The sequence below is a fragment of the Roseibium sp. MMSF_3544 genome (assembly GCF_030732845.1).
In the GTDB taxonomy this organism is placed as follows: domain Bacteria; phylum Pseudomonadota; class Alphaproteobacteria; order Rhizobiales; family Stappiaceae; genus Roseibium.
Genome location: NZ_JASHKA010000012.1, coordinates 19354 through 36289, shown reverse-complemented (window position 1 = coordinate 36289; position 16936 = coordinate 19354). Strand labels below are relative to the sequence as shown.

General features: G+C 57.8%; 19 protein-coding genes. 11 read left to right on the top strand and 8 right to left on the bottom strand.

The features are described 5' to 3' along the window. The first annotated feature begins 41 nt into the window (after positions 1 to 41). Genes RBB47_RS17890 through RBB47_RS17880 form a run of 3 tightly spaced genes read left to right on the top strand, consistent with a single transcriptional unit; the run spans position 42 to position 1880 of the window. Positions 42 to 596 (top strand): L,D-transpeptidase, encoded by a 555-nt coding sequence (locus tag RBB47_RS17890; protein ID WP_371932814.1) that lies wholly within the window; start codon positions 42 to 44, stop codon positions 594 to 596. Positions 597 to 620: 24 nt separating this feature from the next. Continuing rightward, positions 621 to 1298 (top strand): L,D-transpeptidase, encoded by a 678-nt coding sequence (locus RBB47_RS17885; RefSeq protein ID WP_305987232.1) that lies wholly within the window; start codon positions 621 to 623, stop codon positions 1296 to 1298. A 60-nt stretch (positions 1299 to 1358) separates the two neighbouring features. After that, complete coding sequence (locus RBB47_RS17880; protein ID WP_305987231.1) at positions 1359 to 1880, top strand: thioredoxin family protein; 522 nt, start codon at positions 1359 to 1361, stop codon at positions 1878 to 1880. 28 nt (positions 1881 to 1908) lie between these two features. Here the strand turns inward: RBB47_RS17880 and RBB47_RS17875 are convergent, their stop codons facing one another. After that, a complete protein-coding gene (locus RBB47_RS17875) occupies positions 1909 to 2271 on the bottom strand; it encodes a nuclear transport factor 2 family protein (RefSeq protein WP_305987230.1) in 363 nt (120 codons plus the stop codon). Positions 2272 to 2286: 15 nt separating this feature from the next. Here RBB47_RS17875 and RBB47_RS17870 point away from each other — a divergent pair, with 15 nt between their 5' ends. Next, a complete protein-coding gene (locus RBB47_RS17870) occupies positions 2287 to 2685 on the top strand; it encodes a helix-turn-helix transcriptional regulator (RefSeq protein WP_305987229.1) in 399 nt (132 codons plus the stop codon). Positions 2686 to 2765: 80 nt separating this feature from the next. Here the strand turns inward: RBB47_RS17870 and RBB47_RS17865 are convergent, their stop codons facing one another. Next, positions 2766 to 4205, bottom strand: coding sequence for a short-chain fatty acyl-CoA regulator family protein (locus tag RBB47_RS17865; protein WP_305987228.1), 1440 nt, complete (start codon positions 4203 to 4205; stop codon positions 2766 to 2768). 127 nt (positions 4206 to 4332) lie between these two features. Between RBB47_RS17865 and RBB47_RS17860 the strand changes: the two genes are divergently transcribed. After that, complete coding sequence (locus tag RBB47_RS17860) at positions 4333 to 4644, top strand: helix-turn-helix transcriptional regulator (RefSeq protein WP_305987227.1); 312 nt, start codon at positions 4333 to 4335, stop codon at positions 4642 to 4644. A gap of 192 nt (positions 4645 to 4836) precedes the next feature. After that, complete coding sequence (locus RBB47_RS17855; RefSeq protein ID WP_305987226.1) at positions 4837 to 5268, top strand: YqaA family protein; 432 nt, start codon at positions 4837 to 4839, stop codon at positions 5266 to 5268. Positions 5269 to 5314: 46 nt separating this feature from the next. Here the strand turns inward: RBB47_RS17855 and RBB47_RS17850 are convergent, their stop codons facing one another. Beyond that, on the bottom strand, positions 5315 to 5548 hold the full coding sequence (locus tag RBB47_RS17850) for a hypothetical protein (protein ID WP_305987225.1): 234 nt from the start codon (positions 5546 to 5548) through the stop codon (positions 5315 to 5317). A gap of 33 nt (positions 5549 to 5581) precedes the next feature. Further along, complete coding sequence (locus RBB47_RS17845; RefSeq protein WP_305987224.1) at positions 5582 to 5809, bottom strand: hypothetical protein; 228 nt, start codon at positions 5807 to 5809, stop codon at positions 5582 to 5584. Between the two features lie 257 nt (positions 5810 to 6066). On the opposite strand from RBB47_RS17845, the gene RBB47_RS17840 reads away from it, so the two are divergent. Continuing rightward, the gene (locus RBB47_RS17840) at positions 6067 to 7206 is read left to right on the top strand and encodes a hypothetical protein (protein ID WP_305987223.1); all 1140 of its coding nucleotides are present in this window, start codon (positions 6067 to 6069) and stop codon (positions 7204 to 7206) included. 16 nt (positions 7207 to 7222) lie between these two features. Here RBB47_RS17840 and RBB47_RS17835 read toward each other — a convergent pair whose 3' ends face one another. Continuing rightward, the gene (locus RBB47_RS17835; RefSeq protein ID WP_305987222.1) at positions 7223 to 8923 is read right to left on the bottom strand and encodes a caspase family protein; all 1701 of its coding nucleotides are present in this window, start codon (positions 8921 to 8923) and stop codon (positions 7223 to 7225) included. A gap of 309 nt (positions 8924 to 9232) precedes the next feature. On the opposite strand from RBB47_RS17835, the gene RBB47_RS17830 reads away from it, so the two are divergent. Continuing rightward, the gene (locus RBB47_RS17830; protein WP_305987221.1) at positions 9233 to 10432 is read left to right on the top strand and encodes a pyridoxal phosphate-dependent aminotransferase; all 1200 of its coding nucleotides are present in this window, start codon (positions 9233 to 9235) and stop codon (positions 10430 to 10432) included. Positions 10433 to 10614: 182 nt separating this feature from the next. Further along, a complete protein-coding gene (locus RBB47_RS17825; RefSeq protein ID WP_305987220.1) occupies positions 10615 to 11094 on the top strand; it encodes a DUF992 domain-containing protein in 480 nt (159 codons plus the stop codon). A gap of 42 nt (positions 11095 to 11136) precedes the next feature. Here RBB47_RS17825 and RBB47_RS17820 read toward each other — a convergent pair whose 3' ends face one another. Then, a complete protein-coding gene (locus tag RBB47_RS17820) occupies positions 11137 to 11436 on the bottom strand; it encodes a hypothetical protein (RefSeq protein WP_305987219.1) in 300 nt (99 codons plus the stop codon). Between the two features lie 55 nt (positions 11437 to 11491). Continuing rightward, on the bottom strand, positions 11492 to 11866 hold the full coding sequence (locus RBB47_RS17815) for an ankyrin repeat domain-containing protein (protein ID WP_305987218.1): 375 nt from the start codon (positions 11864 to 11866) through the stop codon (positions 11492 to 11494). A 340-nt stretch (positions 11867 to 12206) separates the two neighbouring features. Here RBB47_RS17815 and RBB47_RS17810 point away from each other — a divergent pair, with 340 nt between their 5' ends. Beyond that, complete coding sequence (locus RBB47_RS17810) at positions 12207 to 14270, top strand: elongation factor G (protein WP_305987217.1); 2064 nt, start codon at positions 12207 to 12209, stop codon at positions 14268 to 14270. 156 nt (positions 14271 to 14426) lie between these two features. On the opposite strand, the gene RBB47_RS17805 is transcribed toward RBB47_RS17810, so the two are convergent. Then, positions 14427 to 15560 carry a serine hydrolase gene (locus RBB47_RS17805; RefSeq protein WP_305987216.1) on the bottom strand — a complete coding sequence of 378 codons (1134 nt, stop codon included), beginning with the start codon at positions 15558 to 15560 and terminating at the stop codon, positions 14427 to 14429. Between the two features lie 295 nt (positions 15561 to 15855). Between RBB47_RS17805 and msrP the strand changes: the two genes are divergently transcribed. After that, positions 15856 to 16818 (top strand): protein-methionine-sulfoxide reductase catalytic subunit MsrP, encoded by a 963-nt coding sequence (gene msrP / locus RBB47_RS17800; protein ID WP_305987215.1) that lies wholly within the window; start codon positions 15856 to 15858, stop codon positions 16816 to 16818. The last annotated feature ends 118 nt before the right edge of the window (positions 16819 to 16936 follow it).

The window sequence follows — 16936 nt, the reverse complement described above, 5'->3', positions numbered from 1 at the left end:
AAATATCAGGAGTAAGCCTCGTGTTGAACAAACGAGACCTGTTGCTTGGCGGTGCTGCAGCCTTATTGACTGCGCAGCCCGGACTTGCCTACGCGCATCACACCAAGAGATACAGAAATTTCAAGCTGGATCAGCAATATGTGCCTCAGCGCGTTTTTCTGTCGATGAACTACGCACCCGGAACGATCGTTGTCGATCCGCGCAATCATTTTCTTTATCTGATGGAGCGCTGGGGCCGTGCACGCCGCTATGGCGTGGGTGTTGGCAAGGCGGGCCTTGCCTTCCGGGGACGGGCGACGATCGAGCGCAAGGCGGAATGGCCGCGCTGGACACCGACCAAGAACATGATCCGACGCGAGCCGCAGAAATATGCACGCTACGCAAACGGTGTGCCCGGGGGGATCAACAATCCGCTCGGTGCAAGGGCGCTCTATCTCTACAAGAACGGGCGCGACACCTATTACCGGATCCATGGAACGACGGAGCCCTGGTCCATCGGCCGATCAGTCTCAAATGGCTGCATCCGCATGATCAATGACCATGTCGTTGATCTCTATGAGCGCGTTCCGCTCGGAACACAGGTAGTGGTGCTTTAGGCCCAAGGTTTCGGACAAGACAAAATGAGTAACTTCGTGACACGGCGCCAGATCCTGTCAGGCGGACTGAGCATGGCCGCTCTGACGCTCGCGGGCTGCACCACACAAACTGCGCGCGTGCCTCAGCCTGAGCCCGTGCAGCCGAGAGTGGATGCAAATTTCCTTGTGAACTACGGGCCGCGTCCGCAGGAAGAGTTTCCAATTCCGGCGGTCGATCCCAGAGTCCTTGCACCCGAGTTCAGGCGTCAAAGGGTTGCCTATAACAGCCCTGAAGAGCCTGGAACCGTCGTCGTCGATACGCGCAACTTCTACCTCTACCTGGTGGAACCGAGCGGGACTGCCATGCGCTATGGTGTCGGCCTCGGCCGGCAGGGATTTGAGTGGTCCGGGCGCGCGCGCATTGCCTGGAAGCGGCCCTGGCCGACCTGGACACCGCCGGCGGAAATGATCGCCCGCGAACCGGAGCTGGAACCATACAGCGCGGAAAATGGCGGCATGCAGCCCGGTCTCGGCAATCCGCTGGGTGCGCGAGCCCTCTACATCTTTCAGGGCAATGTCGACACGCTCTATCGCCTGCACGGAACCAACGAACCTCACTCCATCGGCAAGGCCGTGTCCTCCGGATGCGTTCGTCTCATCAACCAGGACGTTATCGATCTTTATGACCGGGTGCGTTCCGGTGCCGAGATCGTCGTGACATGACCGGTTCGCGCGCAGCCTGAAGAAGGCCGCCAGCCGGGGCAAGAACCAGACAGGTGACTTATGAAAAAGCAACGAAAGTCAGCCAGATCAAACGCGAAGAAAACCCACCAGACCAAAAGCCGGGGTGCACGTTCTGAAACCGGGGAAAGCCGGCGGAATGTCTTGCGGCTTGCCCGCAATCTCGGGATCGGAGCTGTGCTTCTGGGCGGGACGGGATACGTCTTTGCAAACAACTTTGTCAGCATGAAGCATGAACATGATCTGACGCGGGTCGCCAATGGCCGCCCGACAGTCGTGCAGGTTCACGATCCGCAATGCCCGCTCTGCCGGGCACTCCAGGAGGAGACCCGAAGCGCACTGGCCATGTTCGAGGACGGTGAGCTGGATTACGTGGTCGCCAACATCCGGACCGACAAGGGACAGGCCTTTGCAAACAGGTATGGTGTCCCTCACGTCACGCTGCTTCTCTTCGACGGCAATGGCGAGCTGAAAGAAGTCCTGCAAGGTGAGCGCAGACAATACGAACTGCGCAATTCTTTCCAGGCGCTTTTGTCCGGATCAGCGGTCGAAAGGACCTACTGAGGTCGCCCTCGGGCAACTTGCAGTCCTGTCACGGCATGTCCAGCGTTGTCACGAGGGAAATGATCCTGCCGCCGGACAGGGTGAAGACATTGGTGCCACTGCCGCTGCCGCCGGGAATGGCCTGGGAGTAGCAGGTCCATTTCACCGTGATGGTATCACCGTCGATTTCAACGGCCCCAAGATTGATCACGGCATCATCGAAAGCATCGCTCCGGCTGGCGGCGAAGGCTGCCAGAATGGCATTGCGCCCGCGATGGGGATCTGTTTGTCCCGAGAAGGGTTCGGAATAAACGGCGTCCTCTGCAAACAGCGATCCGAGAATGTCGGATCCGGACGGTCCGGCTTGCATTGCCAGGAAGAAATTTGCAATTTCCAGGGGCATGTTGCTCATGGGGAGTCCTTTTGAATGTCTGTCGATCCCGACGTGATTGAGGCGCTATCGACCGTTTTGAAGGACCTGCGGGACGCGCCGCAGGCGCCGATCCCGCCGTCCGTCCTCAAGGAACTGGCGCCGTTGACGGGTTGCGGCACGCGTTTGAAGATCGATCTGGACGCCAGCCGCGCGATCGGTGCACCTTTGGTGACCGTCTTTGAACAACCGTCGGACGAGCAGCTGCTCGCGCCGCTCACGCCGCGCCAGAGACAGGTTGCACAACAGATCATTGCCGGAAAATCGAACAGAGAGATCTCGGATGCATTCGGCATCAGTCTTGCCACCGTCAAGGATCATGTGCATGCCGTGCTGCAACGGCTGAAGCTGCCCTCGCGGCGGGCGGTCATGGCTGCTGCGAGAAAGGCCGGCTAACCGTATCGGCGCAAAGCCGAACCGACAATCCATCCGAAGATGGATATTCAGAGCGAACATCCCGATTGGACGATGCCGACTTATTCGGCTGCCTTGACGCGGTAAGGCACAATTCCCCGCTGGCCCGGATCGATGAATGGTTCCTTGTCGATGGCGGGAAAGGCGCGCTGGTCGCAGTCGTCCCGGGGGCAGATCCGGCAGTTGACGCCGATCGGTTCAGGAGACGACACCTCGTCAAGCGCCAACCCGTCTCCGTAGACGATGGCATCGGCGTATTTGACTTCACAGCCGATGCCGAGAGCGTATCTGCGTTCACCGGTGCGATAATCCGGCTGGTGCTTGGTGATGCTGGTGGCGATGCAAAGATATTCGACACCGTCGGGCATCTGCGCGATCTGGGCGGTGAACTTGTTGGAGTTCTGCTCGAATGCCTGATGAACGTTCCAGCGCGGACAGGACCCGCCGAACCGGGCGAACTGGAAGCGGGTGGCGCTGTGGCGTTTGACGACGTTTCCAGCGCGGTCGATCTTGACGAAATAAAAGGGCAGCCCGTTGGCGCCGGGACGCTGAAGTGTCGACAGCCGGTGGCAGACCGTCTCGACGCTGGCATCCATCAGGTTCGACAGGAGCTGGATGTCATGCCGGCACTTGGTTGCCATGCGCAGGAAGTCGTCGTAGGGCAGCAGCAGGGCGCCTGCGAAATAGTTGCGCAGCGCCAGCGTTGCGATGCTCTCAGCCGATCCCGTTCGGAACCCCGCGCGTCTGACCTCTTCCCGGATCAAGTCCTTCACGCACAGCTCGGCTATGACGGTACCGAGCAGGAAGTTCTTGGTGGATTGGGGAATTGCCCGGTAGATCGAGATTTTTCTCGTGTAGTCCTGATGGCGGATCAGGGTGCCCTCATAGCCCTCGTTCTGTTCAACCGTGATGTCGAAACGTTTGCGGAGCCAGCCGGTCAGGCGGTCGAACTTGCTCTGGCAATTGTGCAGGCTGATTTCATAAGAGAGCTTCTCGGCAGCCCGATCGAGGCTGTCGACATAATTGTCGGTGTAATGAAAGAAGTCCCTGACCTCGTCATATGCAGACTTTCGCACGCTTGTGCCGGCTTCGTCCGCACCGCTCATCTGGACAAGATCGTCTTCCAGCACGTCTCTGTCGTGATAGCTGCGCAGCGCGCCGTATAGATCCATGATCGCCTTGGTGACCCCGGGCGCGCGGCTGACCAGTTCCTGAATCTCCTGCCGGCTCACCGCCGAGTTGTGAAACTGGGTATCGGCGAAAACCTCCTGAAGGTCCTGTACGACCCGGTCGAGGTCGTTCTTTTCAAAGGCTGCGAGATCGACCCCGAATATGCGGTTGATCGTGAGCAGGACCGACGCGGTGACCGGCCTGTTGTTGTTTTCAATCTGGTTCACATAGGCCGTTGAAAGACCAATCTTCTTGGCGAACTCGGTTTGCGAGAGCCCGAAATCGGTTCTGATCTGACGCAGGGTGTGGCCGGAATAAAGCTTCCTGTTCATGGCGGGCTCTCAGTCAATTGCTAATTTTTAACAATACGCAGTAAACTATTTAACATTTTACAATATAAGCACTCTGGGGGAAAGTGAATTCATCACGGATGGAAACGCTACAAGTTGGAACAAGACGATGAACGCTCCCTTTGCCCTCGATACGCATCTCTTACAGACCGGCCAGAGCAAGCCCTTTACCGGTGGCCTGCGCCTGCCCCTGAACCTGAGTGAAAAACTCACACGGCGTCAGCTCGAAATTCTGCTGCTGCTGTGCGAGGGCAAGGTGAACAAGCAGATCGCTTATGATCTGGGCGTCTCGACGGCGACGGTGAAGGTTCATATTCGCAATGCGATTACGCGCCTCGGTGCGAAAAACCGCATGAACGCAGTCGCAATCGTAGCGGCAAATAGCGCCATCTTCAGAAACAGCGCTGCCTGGGCCGCCTGACACGCCATCACCCACCGGGCGATGCCTTGAAGATCCGGCTTTCACCTGTCATCCCCGGCGCATTGCCGGGGATTTCCTTTTGCGTTGAGCGCTAGCCGCTTGAACCAAAGCAGTTTTTTTGACTGAACCATTGCGACCGACTTTCCCGGGCACTTGCGTCCGCGGCCTCAGAAGGTGTATGCCGCCGCGATCATGACGAGCAGTCTTCTCGGCCTTTTCGCCGTTTCCTTCCTGGCCGCAACCTTGCTACCGGCTCAATCCGAGCTCGGGTTGTCCGGCCTGATCTATGTGGAAGCTGCACCCGTCTTCGTGCTGGTGCTGGTTGCCAGTCTCGGCAACACGCTGGGGTCTGTCGTCAACTGGATGATAGGCCGGGGGGCAGTTCGTTTTTCAAACGCCCGCTGGTTTCCCGTCAAACCTGAAAAACTGGAAAAGGCGACGGCCTGGTATCGGCGTTACGGCCGCTGGAGCCTGTTGTTGAGCTGGGCACCGTTCATAGGAGATCCGCTCACACTTGCGGCGGGGCTGCTCAGGGAAAAATTCTGGCCGTTTCTGATTCTGGTCGCAATCGCAAAAACCGGGCGATATATCGTCGTCGCCCTGATTACCACACAGGCGTTTTGACCGAGAGGACGTCGACCAAATTCGGTTTCAATCTCGGTTCCGTACCCTAGGACCCGTGCGGATTGTTACTCGGACGGTCTGATGGCTGAGAGTGTTCAATGCCGGGCTTCTGCGAGTTTATTTCGGCTTCGGCATCGGAATTGGCCATCGTTGCAGCAGCAACCAGGGCGACCGCAAGCACCATGCCGAGAAAAATCGCCTGCAGGAGAGGCTTTGCATCACGCAGGTCGCTGCCGCCGGGAACGTATCCCCGGCCATTCGGATTTTCAGAATTTGCCATTTTCACTTGCCAGTTGGCCCTGATCTTATTGTTCTAACCGTCTTGTGCGTTTGCCCGCGTCAGGTCGTCGTAGAGCCGCAGCGCCAGCAGCCGCGTCACGGCAGCCATGGCGATAAAGGCGACGAGCGGAAGTGCCAGGGAAGGTGCAAGCGCAAGCGACATCAGCACCAAAATGCCGATGGCCAGCAAGAACAACACGACCGGCGGGAACCCGGTCCTGCTTGCGGCACGTGACGCCCGGCTTGATGTCATAATCGGCATTCGAACCTCCATCATCTTCCGGCTCGCAATCTTGATTGAAATTGGGCCCTCAGACAGACGGCAATCAGGCATTCGATGAGAGTTTTCGTGACGATATTGCGGCACTGCGGTTGCTCTGGATTTTTAAGGATGGCCGCGTTGAAACGCTAAACTTGGCCGCATCGGCCAACTTTTACATGCTGATTTTAGTGTTTGTTTGCTTTTGCGCGCCATACTTGCCCTTCGGGAGAGCTTGTTACAAACAGGTCGGGCAAGGAATGACACTCAACGCAGCGCAGAGCGCTTTGGCCCAAAAGCCACAGGACCCTGTGACGCAGCCGCAAACCCCACCGCAGCCGCAAACGGCAGAGGGTGAGGTAGCTGCGCTTTCGCTTGCCGGTCTCCAGTTCTTCATTGCCGATATCAGCCGGAAAACGATCCTGTGGCACGAGGTCGGGTCCCAGAGCTTCAATAGCGAAGTCAAGGACTTGCAGGAAGCGCCCTCAAACGAGGCCCTTCGACATCTTTCGCCCGAAGACCGCAAAACCATTTTGCGTCTCGTGCAAGGCGCCATAAGGGAAGGGCAGGCAGGCCCGTTCGATGTGGGCGGCGGGCCGGACCATCGCATTCCAGGTATTCCGATCGTTGCTTATCGGTATGAACTGCCCGACGGGCGTATTCTGGCAATCTGTTTTCCCTCCATTGGAGAGACTGACGACAATCCCGGACGGATCGCTCTTGGCCTGGCGCCGATCCTGCAGCATTTCGTGGCGTCTTCCACGAGGATCGTCTTGCTTGTCGACAATTTCGGCTATGTGCGATTTGCCAGCGACGGCTTCCTGAAGAGCTTTCAGATTGAGGATTCGCGCCTGATCCTTGGGCGGAATATCGCCCATATCCAGAACCGGGTGGGGCGCACGATTGTTTCCCTGTCTCTGGCGTCGCTGACGCGGCGGGCCAGCGCGACTGGGCGCGGCAAGTTTCTGCTGGCAGCGAGCGACAGTCTCGATCTCAACTATGACGCCATGTACTTCCGCATCGGCGGCACGGTCGGCGGCGTCCTGTTTTCGGCCGGTCACGTTGGCGGCGATGTTGATTTTGCCAAAGTGTTCGAGATCTGCAGCGCACCGATCCTGGTGATCAATGCCAAGTCACGCATGATCATTGCGGCGAACCAGGCCGCCATGAAGGCCTATCATCTGACGCCGGAGATTATGGACGCGCGGCCGGTCACCGAATTTCTCCTCAATCCCGACAGCTACCAGTCGTTGCTTGGAGCAGCGAAGCAGGAGTCCGATGTGCCCCTGTCTGTGCCGGTGTCGGTTCTGAACGGTCTGACGAAGAAGAAACGCTTCAAGTGCAGTCTGATCGACGAGGAAAAGAACGAGCCGAAGCTCATTCTTGAGACCCGCAGCTGAGCCTTAGGTCATGCCATCAAGCGGGCGGCAGCCGCTTGAGTTCTATCCTGATCCAGATTTCGTCCTTCGGACCGTTGTCTTCCAACCGGGGCCCTGTGAAATTCAGCCGTGACCCGTAGGCGACGAATTGCGGCATGGTGCCGAGAATTTCAACGGACCGCGTCTTCTTTTTCTGAAAGAGGTAATCCGCCTCGAAACGGAACGCGAGCCTGTTGCCCGAATTGACCTGGCCGCGAAAACTGGCAAAGGGGTTGCGATCATCGTTGCGCGATCGGCCCGCGAAATTGACCCATTTGAGCAGGTAGAACTGATTGTTCCGGAAACGAAGCTTGGCGGAGGCCAGCATCGTTCTGCTATTGATCTGATGAGGGTCTTCCGGATGCGGATTGAAGCGGTGCACTTCCATCGCCCATTCGCCGTCAAAGACCTTTGGTGTTTCCTCAAATACCTTGATCAGGGTCAGAAGCGATTTCTGGTCGATGTATCCGGTGTCTTCCAGGCTGCTGGCAACCTGAAATGCCCGGAGTGCGGTGCGCGATTTCGTCCCGAAAACGCCGTCCGGTGTTCCCGCGTCATGTCCGAGCATGTTGAGCGCGCTCTGAACACGCGTCAGTCCTTCCGTTCCCAGACCGAGGCTTTCTTCGATTGCCTGCGGGGAGGCGGCGGCGAGCTCGATTGTCTTGCCGGACTGGCTTGCCGTATCAAGGCGGTCCAACAGTGTCTGCGCGGAGAGCGAAGTTGTTGTTTCCTGACGGGTAGATCCGCCCGTCTGCTCAGACACGGCTTCCTTTTGAAGTTCCTTGAGCAGTCTGTCGGCGACGTCGGACGCCGCAGTCTGCGGGAAATTCTCGATGATCGTGCGATAGCCGAGAATTGTGTTGCCTGCGACAGCCTGTTTCAGCGCAATCGTTGCCGCAGCTTCCCTTTCAGCATCATTGTCGTAGCTCACAACGGGCTGGATCAGCGCCGGATTGTGGAAGAAATAGAATTCGGCATCCATTGAAGCGACGACTTCCGGACGTTGCTGCTGGGCGGTCTTGGACAGAACATCGCGCGTCACCCGTTTCAGCATGGTCGAGACCTCAATGTTCGGGGTCACGATGTGTTCGGCGAGCGCAGTCGTAAACGGTGAATTTCTGGTGTCGCCGTCAAGCGCGACTTCGTTCGGCTTTGTGGCGAAGGCAACCAGCGAGTTCGCCGTACCGGTGGGAGGGGCGAGACCGCGGTTGAGCCCGAGCGACCGCGCCCGGCCGGCCAGCTTTTGGCGCAGGTTGTCTGCGAACGGATTGTTCCGGCAGGCGTCGATGAAAACCAGGCTAAGCGGGACGGTCGCTTCCATCATGTTGATGATCGAGTTCAGGTTCTTGCCACTCGTGACCACATCCTGCTGATCGAATATCATCGCATCGGTCGCAAGCAGATAGTTTTCGTCCCGAAACTGCATTCCGTGACCTGCGAAAAAGAAAAGGCCGGTCGAGGCTGTTTGAAGATCGGACTCAAACGTTCTGAGCGCACGCGTCAGTTCCTCGAACGAAGCATCCTGCACCAGCGTGACCTTGAAACCGAGCTCGGTGAGCTTTCCTGAAATCAGCACCGCGTCGTTGATCGGATTTGCGAGTCTTACCGCCTGCTGATAGCTGGCATTCCCAATGACGAGCGCGATGCGCTTTTCTTCTGCCTGTGCTGGAGAAAAAGAACTTGCAAAAATGAATATCACTATGAGTCTGCTGATCAATTGCAACATGTTTGCCTCACGTCGGAAAAGGAATTCAAACAACCATAAAAAACCAACTGGAAGTTTGGCGCCTTAACGCAGTTGCCGTCAAGGATCCATCGCCATTTCAGCTACGTCATGTGAGACATGGAAGCCAGTGTGGCATCCATCGAAACGGTGTTGGGAAATGCCCCTGGCCAGCACCTGTTTTTTCGCCAGCTTTCTTTGTTTGCGCCGCTTTAGCTCTTGTCTTCCGACACGCACGGTTTTACGGTCCGCTCGCTGTTAATTCCCTTTCCCCTGGAGGACATTATGGGATTTCTTGCTGACGCATTGGCGCGTGTACAACCTTCTGCGACCATCGCCGTCACCAACAAGGCACGCGAGCTGAAAGCCGCCGGCCGCGATGTGATCGGTCTCGGCGCTGGCGAGCCTGATTTCGACACACCGGACAACATCAAGGCAGCGGCGATCAAGGCCATTAATGACGGCAAGACCAAATACACCGCCGTCGACGGGATTCCGGAGCTCAAGGCCGCCATCTCTGAGAAGTTTCAACGGGAAAACGGGCTGACTTACGCGCCCAACCAGATCACCGTCGGCACCGGTGGCAAGCAGGTGCTCTACAACGCCCTGATCGCGACGCTCAATCCGGGCGACGAAGTCATCATTCCAACGCCTTACTGGGTCAGCTACCCGGACATGGTGCTGCTGGCTGGTGGTGAGCCGGTCATCGTGGAAGCCGACAAGTCGACTTTCAAGATTACCCCCGAGGCGCTTGATGCGGCGATCACGTCGCGCACCAAGTGGCTGATCTTCAACTCACCGTCCAACCCATCCGGCGCTGCCTATACCGAAGCGGAGTTGAAGGCGCTGACCGATGTGCTCGTGAAGCACCCGCAAGTCTGGGTGATGACCGACGACATGTACGAACACCTGGTCTATGACGACTTCAAGTTTACCACTCCGGCACAGGTTGAACCGGCGCTGCAGGAGCGCACGCTGACTGTCAATGGTGTTTCGAAGGCCTATTCCATGACCGGCTGGCGGATCGGCTATGCCGGCGGACCGGCCGATCTCATCAAGGCGATGGCAAAGGTCCAGTCCCAGTCGACGTCAAATCCTTGCTCGATCGCGCAGTGGGCAGCCGTAGAAGCCTTGTCCGGCACTCAGGACTTCATTCCGAAGAACAACGAAACCTTCAAGGGGCGCCGCGATCTGGTCGTCGCCATGCTGAACCAGGCAAACGGCATCACCTGCCCGGTGCCGGAAGGTGCGTTTTACGTCTTCCCGTCCTGTGCAGGCACAATCGGCAAGACGTCACCATCGGGTAAGGTGATTGAAAACGATGCGGATTTCGTCACCGAACTTCTTGAAACGGAAGGCGTCGCCGTTGTTCACGGGTCCGCCTTCGGGCTCGGTCCCAACTTTCGGATTTCGTATGCAACATCCACTGAGGCCCTGGAAGAGGCGTGCAGACGCATCCAGCGTTTCTGCGGAAATCTGAAGTAATCCCTCCGGGCCTTAGGTTCAGGAACGAGAAGGGCGGCTTTGGCCGCCCTTTTTCATGTCCGCCCGCATGACGAAGACGTAACACTCATGCCCAGATTTTGACGTGATGGGGTTGCATATCACGGTTGTTCCCGCCTTCTCCTCAGGAAGGCGGGACCGCTCTTGATATGGAGAATTTCAATATGCGCTCTTTGAGCATTGCGCTTGCTGCCGCTGTTCTTTCGATCACTCTTCCCGCACAGGCATCGGAGAACACTCCGAAGGTTGAAATCGGGACGCTGAATTGCCTGGTTGAAGGCGAGCACAGCTTTATCGTCGGGTCTTCGGCGAAGCTCGGTTGCAGCTTCAAGCCGGTTGATGGCGGCGCCATCGAGTATTATCGCGGCAATGTCCGGGACTACGGTCTTGATATCGGCACAACAAAGGAAGCAACACTTGTATGGGGTGTTCTGGCACCGTCCGCCGACCGCAAACCGGGACTGCTGGCAGGCACTTACGGCGGCGTAACCGCAGGCGCAAGCCTTGGTGCCGGGATCAAGGCCAACGCACTGCTTGGCGGCTTCGATCGTTCGATCGCGCTGAACCCGTTCAGCCTCGAAAGCCAGACCGGCACCAACCTGACGCTGGGTGTCAGCAAACTGACACTCGAAGCCATCAACTAATGACACTGCCGGCCGCTCTGTTACGGAGCAGGCCGGCGCCACTCATTCCTTGATATCGCAGGGCGACCCGGATCCCGCACAAGGGTCTGCCGAAGGCTCCGGTTGGGCATTGAGGCGGTTGATCTGTTCCGTTCTGTTGAGCCGGTTGGCCCTGTCGATCCGCATTTGGGTCGAAAAGTCGTTTCGCTGGCGGCTGAGGCTCTGGTTGAGCTGTTGTTCTGCTGACGGAAGCTGCGAGTTTCCGGATTGGGGCAGGCCACGCAGCTGATTGGTCTGGGCTGCAGCTTGTCCTGAAGCCAGAGCGAAAAGAGCAAGACCCCAAAGACCAATTCGGAACGTCATGAGCACACCTGCACAGTCGAGTTTTTTGTTTGTCGGCCCAAGCAGACCGAACGGATCACAACCCGGCGGGCTTGAAGCCTCTTTCCCGGGCCATTGCGGCAGGTGTCTCGCCGAACTCTGAGGAGACACCCGCATTGGCTCCATATTCCAGCAGCAATGCGGCAAGATCCTGATCTTCTTTCATCACCGCGTAGTGAAGCGGCGTGTAGCCAAGGTCACCCTGGAGGTTTGGGTCCGCACCCTCTTCAAGAAGGACCCGGCAACCATATCTGTCGCCGCGGTGGGCCAGGATATGAAGCGCAGTATCTCCTTCGCTGTCGGCCGTGTCGATACTGATGACGGCCCTGCCGTCCTGGGCCGGGAAAAGGGCAAGGGAAGTCGACTGCAGGATTTCCTGGAGGCTCGCACGTTTCTTTGGTCGTTTGGCCATTTTGTCTTCTCTCAAAGGCCCGCGTGCCGGATGCATCGGCCGGTGGAGAATGCATACATAACAACACTAAGGAAAAGCTTAATAATATCCGCGGCTTATGAGCGAAATTCGCGGTAAATGCTGCGCTGCGACGTAATATTCCCTTGCCTTCAAGCCATATTCGGCGCGACGATGGCAGACCGCCCTTGGTCGATGTGCCGTCTAACCAAGGTGCCGGCGTTGTTTGACGCCGGAATTCAAGCCATCGGCCCCATCCGGGCGTGACGCGGCAGGCCCGCGTTCCTCACCGGCCATGCCGCGTTGTTACGGGGGATATCCTCGAACATACGGGAGGCTCATTATGGCAAACTCTACAAACGGAAAAGGATCAGCTGCCGGCAGTACGCCGCGCTGTATCGCCCTTGTCGGTCCGTTCGGCAGCGGCAAAACAAGTCTCTTGGAGGCTTTGCTCGCGCGGACGGACAAGCTGGCCCGGCAGGGCACTGTGACCGACGGAAACACCGTCGGCGATGCATCGCCGGAAGCGCGCGCTCATGGAATGAGCGTGGAAATCAACATCGCCAATACCGAATATCTGGGTGACAACTTCGTCTTTGTCGATTGTCCCGGATCCGTGGAATTCCTGAGCGAGATGGACGGGGCTCTCAGCGGCGTTGACATGGCCGTTGTCGTTGCGGAGGACGACGAGCGCAAGGTTCCAGCCCTGCAGCTCATCCTGAAAGCTCTTGAAGCCCGCGCCATTCCGCGGGTTTTGTTTTTGAACAAGATCGACAAGAGCAGCCGCCGCGTGCGCGATGTTCTGAACGTGCTGCAACCGGCGTCCGCTGTTCCGCTGGTTCTGAGACAGATCCCCATCTGGGAGAATGGCCAGGCGACCGGTTTCATCGACCTGGCGCTTGAACGGGCTCACGTCTATCACGAGAAAGAAGAGAGCACGCAGATCGACATGTCCGATGAAGACCGGACGCGCGAACACGAAGCTCGTTTCACCATGCTCGAGCATCTGGCCGATCATGACGACGACCTGATGGAAGCGCTTCTGGAGGATATCGCCCCCGATCGCGACCTTGTGTTTGCGGATTTGGTCAAGGAAATGCAGGACGGATTGATTTGTCCGGTATTCTTCGGTTCCGCCGATCACGGCAATGGCGTCAGCCGCCTCTTGAAAGCGCTTCGTCACGAAGCACCGGGCGTTGACGCCCTCAAACAGCGCTTGTTGGACGACGAGAGCCGCGCTGTGTTCCAGATTGTAAAAACCCTGCACACCCAGCATGGCGGCAAGCTGTCCGTTGCCAGAATTCTGGAAGGACAGGTCTCTGATGGGGACAGCCTGTTCAGGAACGGCAGTGACGAGGTCAAGGTTTCCGGACTGTTTTCGATCTTCGGCCAGCACGCCAGCAAGATTGCCTCGGCAAGCAAGGGAGACCTGGTCGCGCTCGGACGCATGGACCATGTTGAGACCGGGGATCTTTTGAGCGACGCGGAAGGGCCGATCGCCAGCCTTTCGACCGCAGAACCGCGCAGTCCGGTGTTGGCGACGGCGGTCGCGGCTGCGCAAAGAAAGGACGAGGTCCGGCTGTCGGCTGCCTTGACGAAACTGGTGGAAGAAGATCCATCACTGTCGATCAGCCAGAACCAGACAACGGCCGAAACCCTTCTGAAAGGACAGGGCGAGATGCACCTCAGGGTCGCCCAGGAAAGGCTTGCCGGAAAATACGGCCTGGACGTTACGGCACACACGCCACATGTGCCTTACGCCGAAACTATCCGGGGCAAGACCTCTGTGCGTGGCCGCCACAAGAAACAGTCCGGCGGACACGGGCAGTTCGGGGATGTCGTTCTTGAAATCTCGCCGCTTCCAAGGGGGGAGGGCATTCAGTTCTCGGATACGATCACGGGCGGTGTTGTTCCCAAGCAGTACATTCCGTCCGTGAGAGATGGCGCTCAGGATGCACTCACACGTGGCACCTTCGGCTTTCCGGTCGTGGATGTGGCGGTCTGTTTGACCGACGGCTCCTACCATTCGGTCGACAGCTCCGACCAGGCTTTCAAGATGGCAGGTATTCTGGCGATCCGGGAAGGTTTGCCTGAATGCAAACCGGTCTTGCTTGAGCCGATCCACAAGGTGGTGATTGCCTGCCCGAACGATGCCACGGCGCGGGTGAATGCGATCGTCTCGGCGCGGCGCGGGCAGCTGCTCGGGTTCGACGCGCGTCCCAACTGGCCGGGCTGGGATGAGGTTCAGGCGCTTATGCCGGAGGCGGAGATCGGTGATCTGATCATCGAGCTGAGATCGGCGACCGCCGGCGTGGCGAGCTATACGTCCGGGTTCGACCATATGGCGGAACTCACAGGCAAGGCCGCCGAACAGGCGCTTCAGCGCTCGGGCAAGCAAGCGGCCTGACCGGTCGTGTGTCGCCCGATCCAGGGAATGAGAGAGGGGCCCAAGTGGCCCCTCTTTGTTTTTTACTCATCTGGATAGGAAGGATCCACTTTGGGATGAGGTCTGAACTTCACGCACATTGAGTCCCAATGCCATTGTCGTCACCGCGGTCAAGCGTCAATTGACCGTGTAGACCGCGCGTTCGAATGCGTCGTAAGTCTCCATGAATGGGGGTTCAACAAAGGGAAGGGACTGGGTCATGATGACTGCGGCCAGATCCTTGCTCGGGTCGACCCAGTAGTGAGTATTGCATACGCCCGCCCAGCTTTGTGTTCCCGCGGACCGCTTTCCTGGAATGTCCGACGTATGCAGTGTCGCGATCATGCTGTGAGCCGTATCGTCCGGCAGGACCACGTCGGCCGTTATGGGAGAACAAGACACCATTCTTTGAAACTTCAGTCCATGCATCTGATCGCCGAGCATCGTCTCTGCGCCGTTCTCAGACAAAATGCGATTTCCGTCCAAATGTCCCTTGTTCAACAACATGCGCAGGAAACGCATGTAGTCGTTGGGCGTGGAATAGAGCGCATGCCCCATGCCGTATACTTCAGGCATTGATGGGGGAGCCAGCTCCATTGGACCAAATTTGCCATCCTCGCCGCGGATGAAGACGTCGGCGAGCCGATCCTGCAACCCTTCCGGTTCGAAAGCCGTGCTCGTCATGCCAAGCGGTTCAAAAATTTCTTCATGGCAGAAAGCATCAATACGCCTGCCGTCGGCAGCTTCAACCATCTGGCCGAGCCAATCAGTGCTTGGGCCGTAGCCCCAGCGGGTTCCCGGATCGAATGTCAGAGGGTAGTTGAGCGAACTCTTCAATCCAGACAGGATTGTGGGATGACCGGTCAGTTCCATGTACCTGGGAACGTCCGTGTTCCAGAATTCGTATTCCAAACCGCTTGTGTGAGTGACCAGATGGCGCAATGTGGCCCGGGTCTTCGGGGCGCGCAGCACCGGCTTGTCACCGTCAAAACCCTCAAGCACTTTCAAGTCGTTCCAGGCGCTCAGAACATCGCCGACCGGTGTGTCGAGCGAGAGCTTGCCCCGGTCCACCAAAATAGCGGCAGCAAGGCCTCCAACCGCCTTGGTCATGGAGAAAATGCGAAAAACGGTATCGGCATCCACCGCCATTGAAGAGGTGGCATTCCCGGTTGCGTGGGAGTACGTGATCCCCTCGGAATTGCCGGTCATTCCGACAACGAATGGGACTTTCTCGTCCGCCACGGCACTGTTCAATACGCTTTCGATCGACATTTGTGTCCTCCCTTCACTTGTCAGTTTTTCCAATATGAAACAATAAACCCAGAGTCGCTTCGCTTCCTATCGATTTGTGGTGCAATCACCTTCCTCGCGCTCGCCGGAAACGGGGGTGGCGGTTTGCAAGAGGCTTCAGGCTCAGAACTGGAAGCGGACGATGCACAAGATTGAAGCACGTCCCCCTCCGCAGCGGGTGTTTTTTCTTCACGATCCGATTGTTCCCGGTCACTAGGGCGTTATTTGCCTTTGAAGGCCGATTCCGGTTCTTTCTTTGGCAAACAGGAGCCACAACATGAACATCTTGAAGAAGCGCAGCTGGGAAATCCCGGAGCGCGAGGCCACACCGGAACATGTGTTTTTGAACCGCCGTCAGATTCTGGCGGGCCTTGCCGGGAGCGGTGCGCTTCTTGGCACCGGTCTCGGTGTGCGCCCGGCATTCGCCGAGGAAGACCCGAGCGCAGGGCTTTATCCGGTGGAACGCAACGCTGCCTTCAAGCTGGACCGGGACGTGACAGCCGAAGATGTTGCCTCCAAATACAACAACTTCTACGAATTCGGCTCACACAAGCAGATCTGGCCGGCGGCGCAGCAGCTCCAGATCCGGCCCTGGACCGTGACGCTGGACGGACTGATCGACAATCCGCAGATCGTCGACATAGACACCCTTCTTTCCAAGATGCCGCTGGAAGAACGCCTTTACAGGCACCGCTGCGTGGAAGCCTGGTCGATGGCGGTGCCCTGGTCCGGTTTCCCGCTAGCGGAGCTGGTCAAGCTGGCAGGTCCGCAGACCAATGCGAAGTATCTGCGCTTCGAAACATTCCTCGATCCTTCCATCGCAAGCGGCCAGAAGCAGACCTGGTATCCCTGGCCCTATGTGGAAGGGCTGACGCTGGAAGAAGCCACCAACGAACTCGCCTTCATGGCGACGGGCATTTACGGCAAGCCGCTCGCCAAGCAGTTCGGCGCGCCCGTGCGCCTGGTGACTCCCTGGAAATACGGCTTCAAATGCATCAAGTCGGTGGTACGGATCTCGTTCACATCCGAGCGTCCCGTCAGCTTCTGGGAAGAGATCCAGCCCAAGGAGTATGGTTTCTGGGCGAACGTGAACCCCGAAGTGCCACACCGTCGCTGGTCGCAAGCAACGGAAAGGCTTCTGGGAACGGAAGAGCGCCGCGATACCCTGCTTTACAACGGCTATGGCGAGCAGGTGGCCGGTCTTTACGAAAATCTGAGCGGCGAAAAGCTGTTCATGTGACGAAGCAGCGGTGCTGCGGTTCGCCGAAAAATCTCATCTGGACAAAAAAAGAGCCGGGTCTTAAAAGACCCGGCAGTTTATTTTGATTCACTGAATACAGTGGAATCACCTTCCAGAG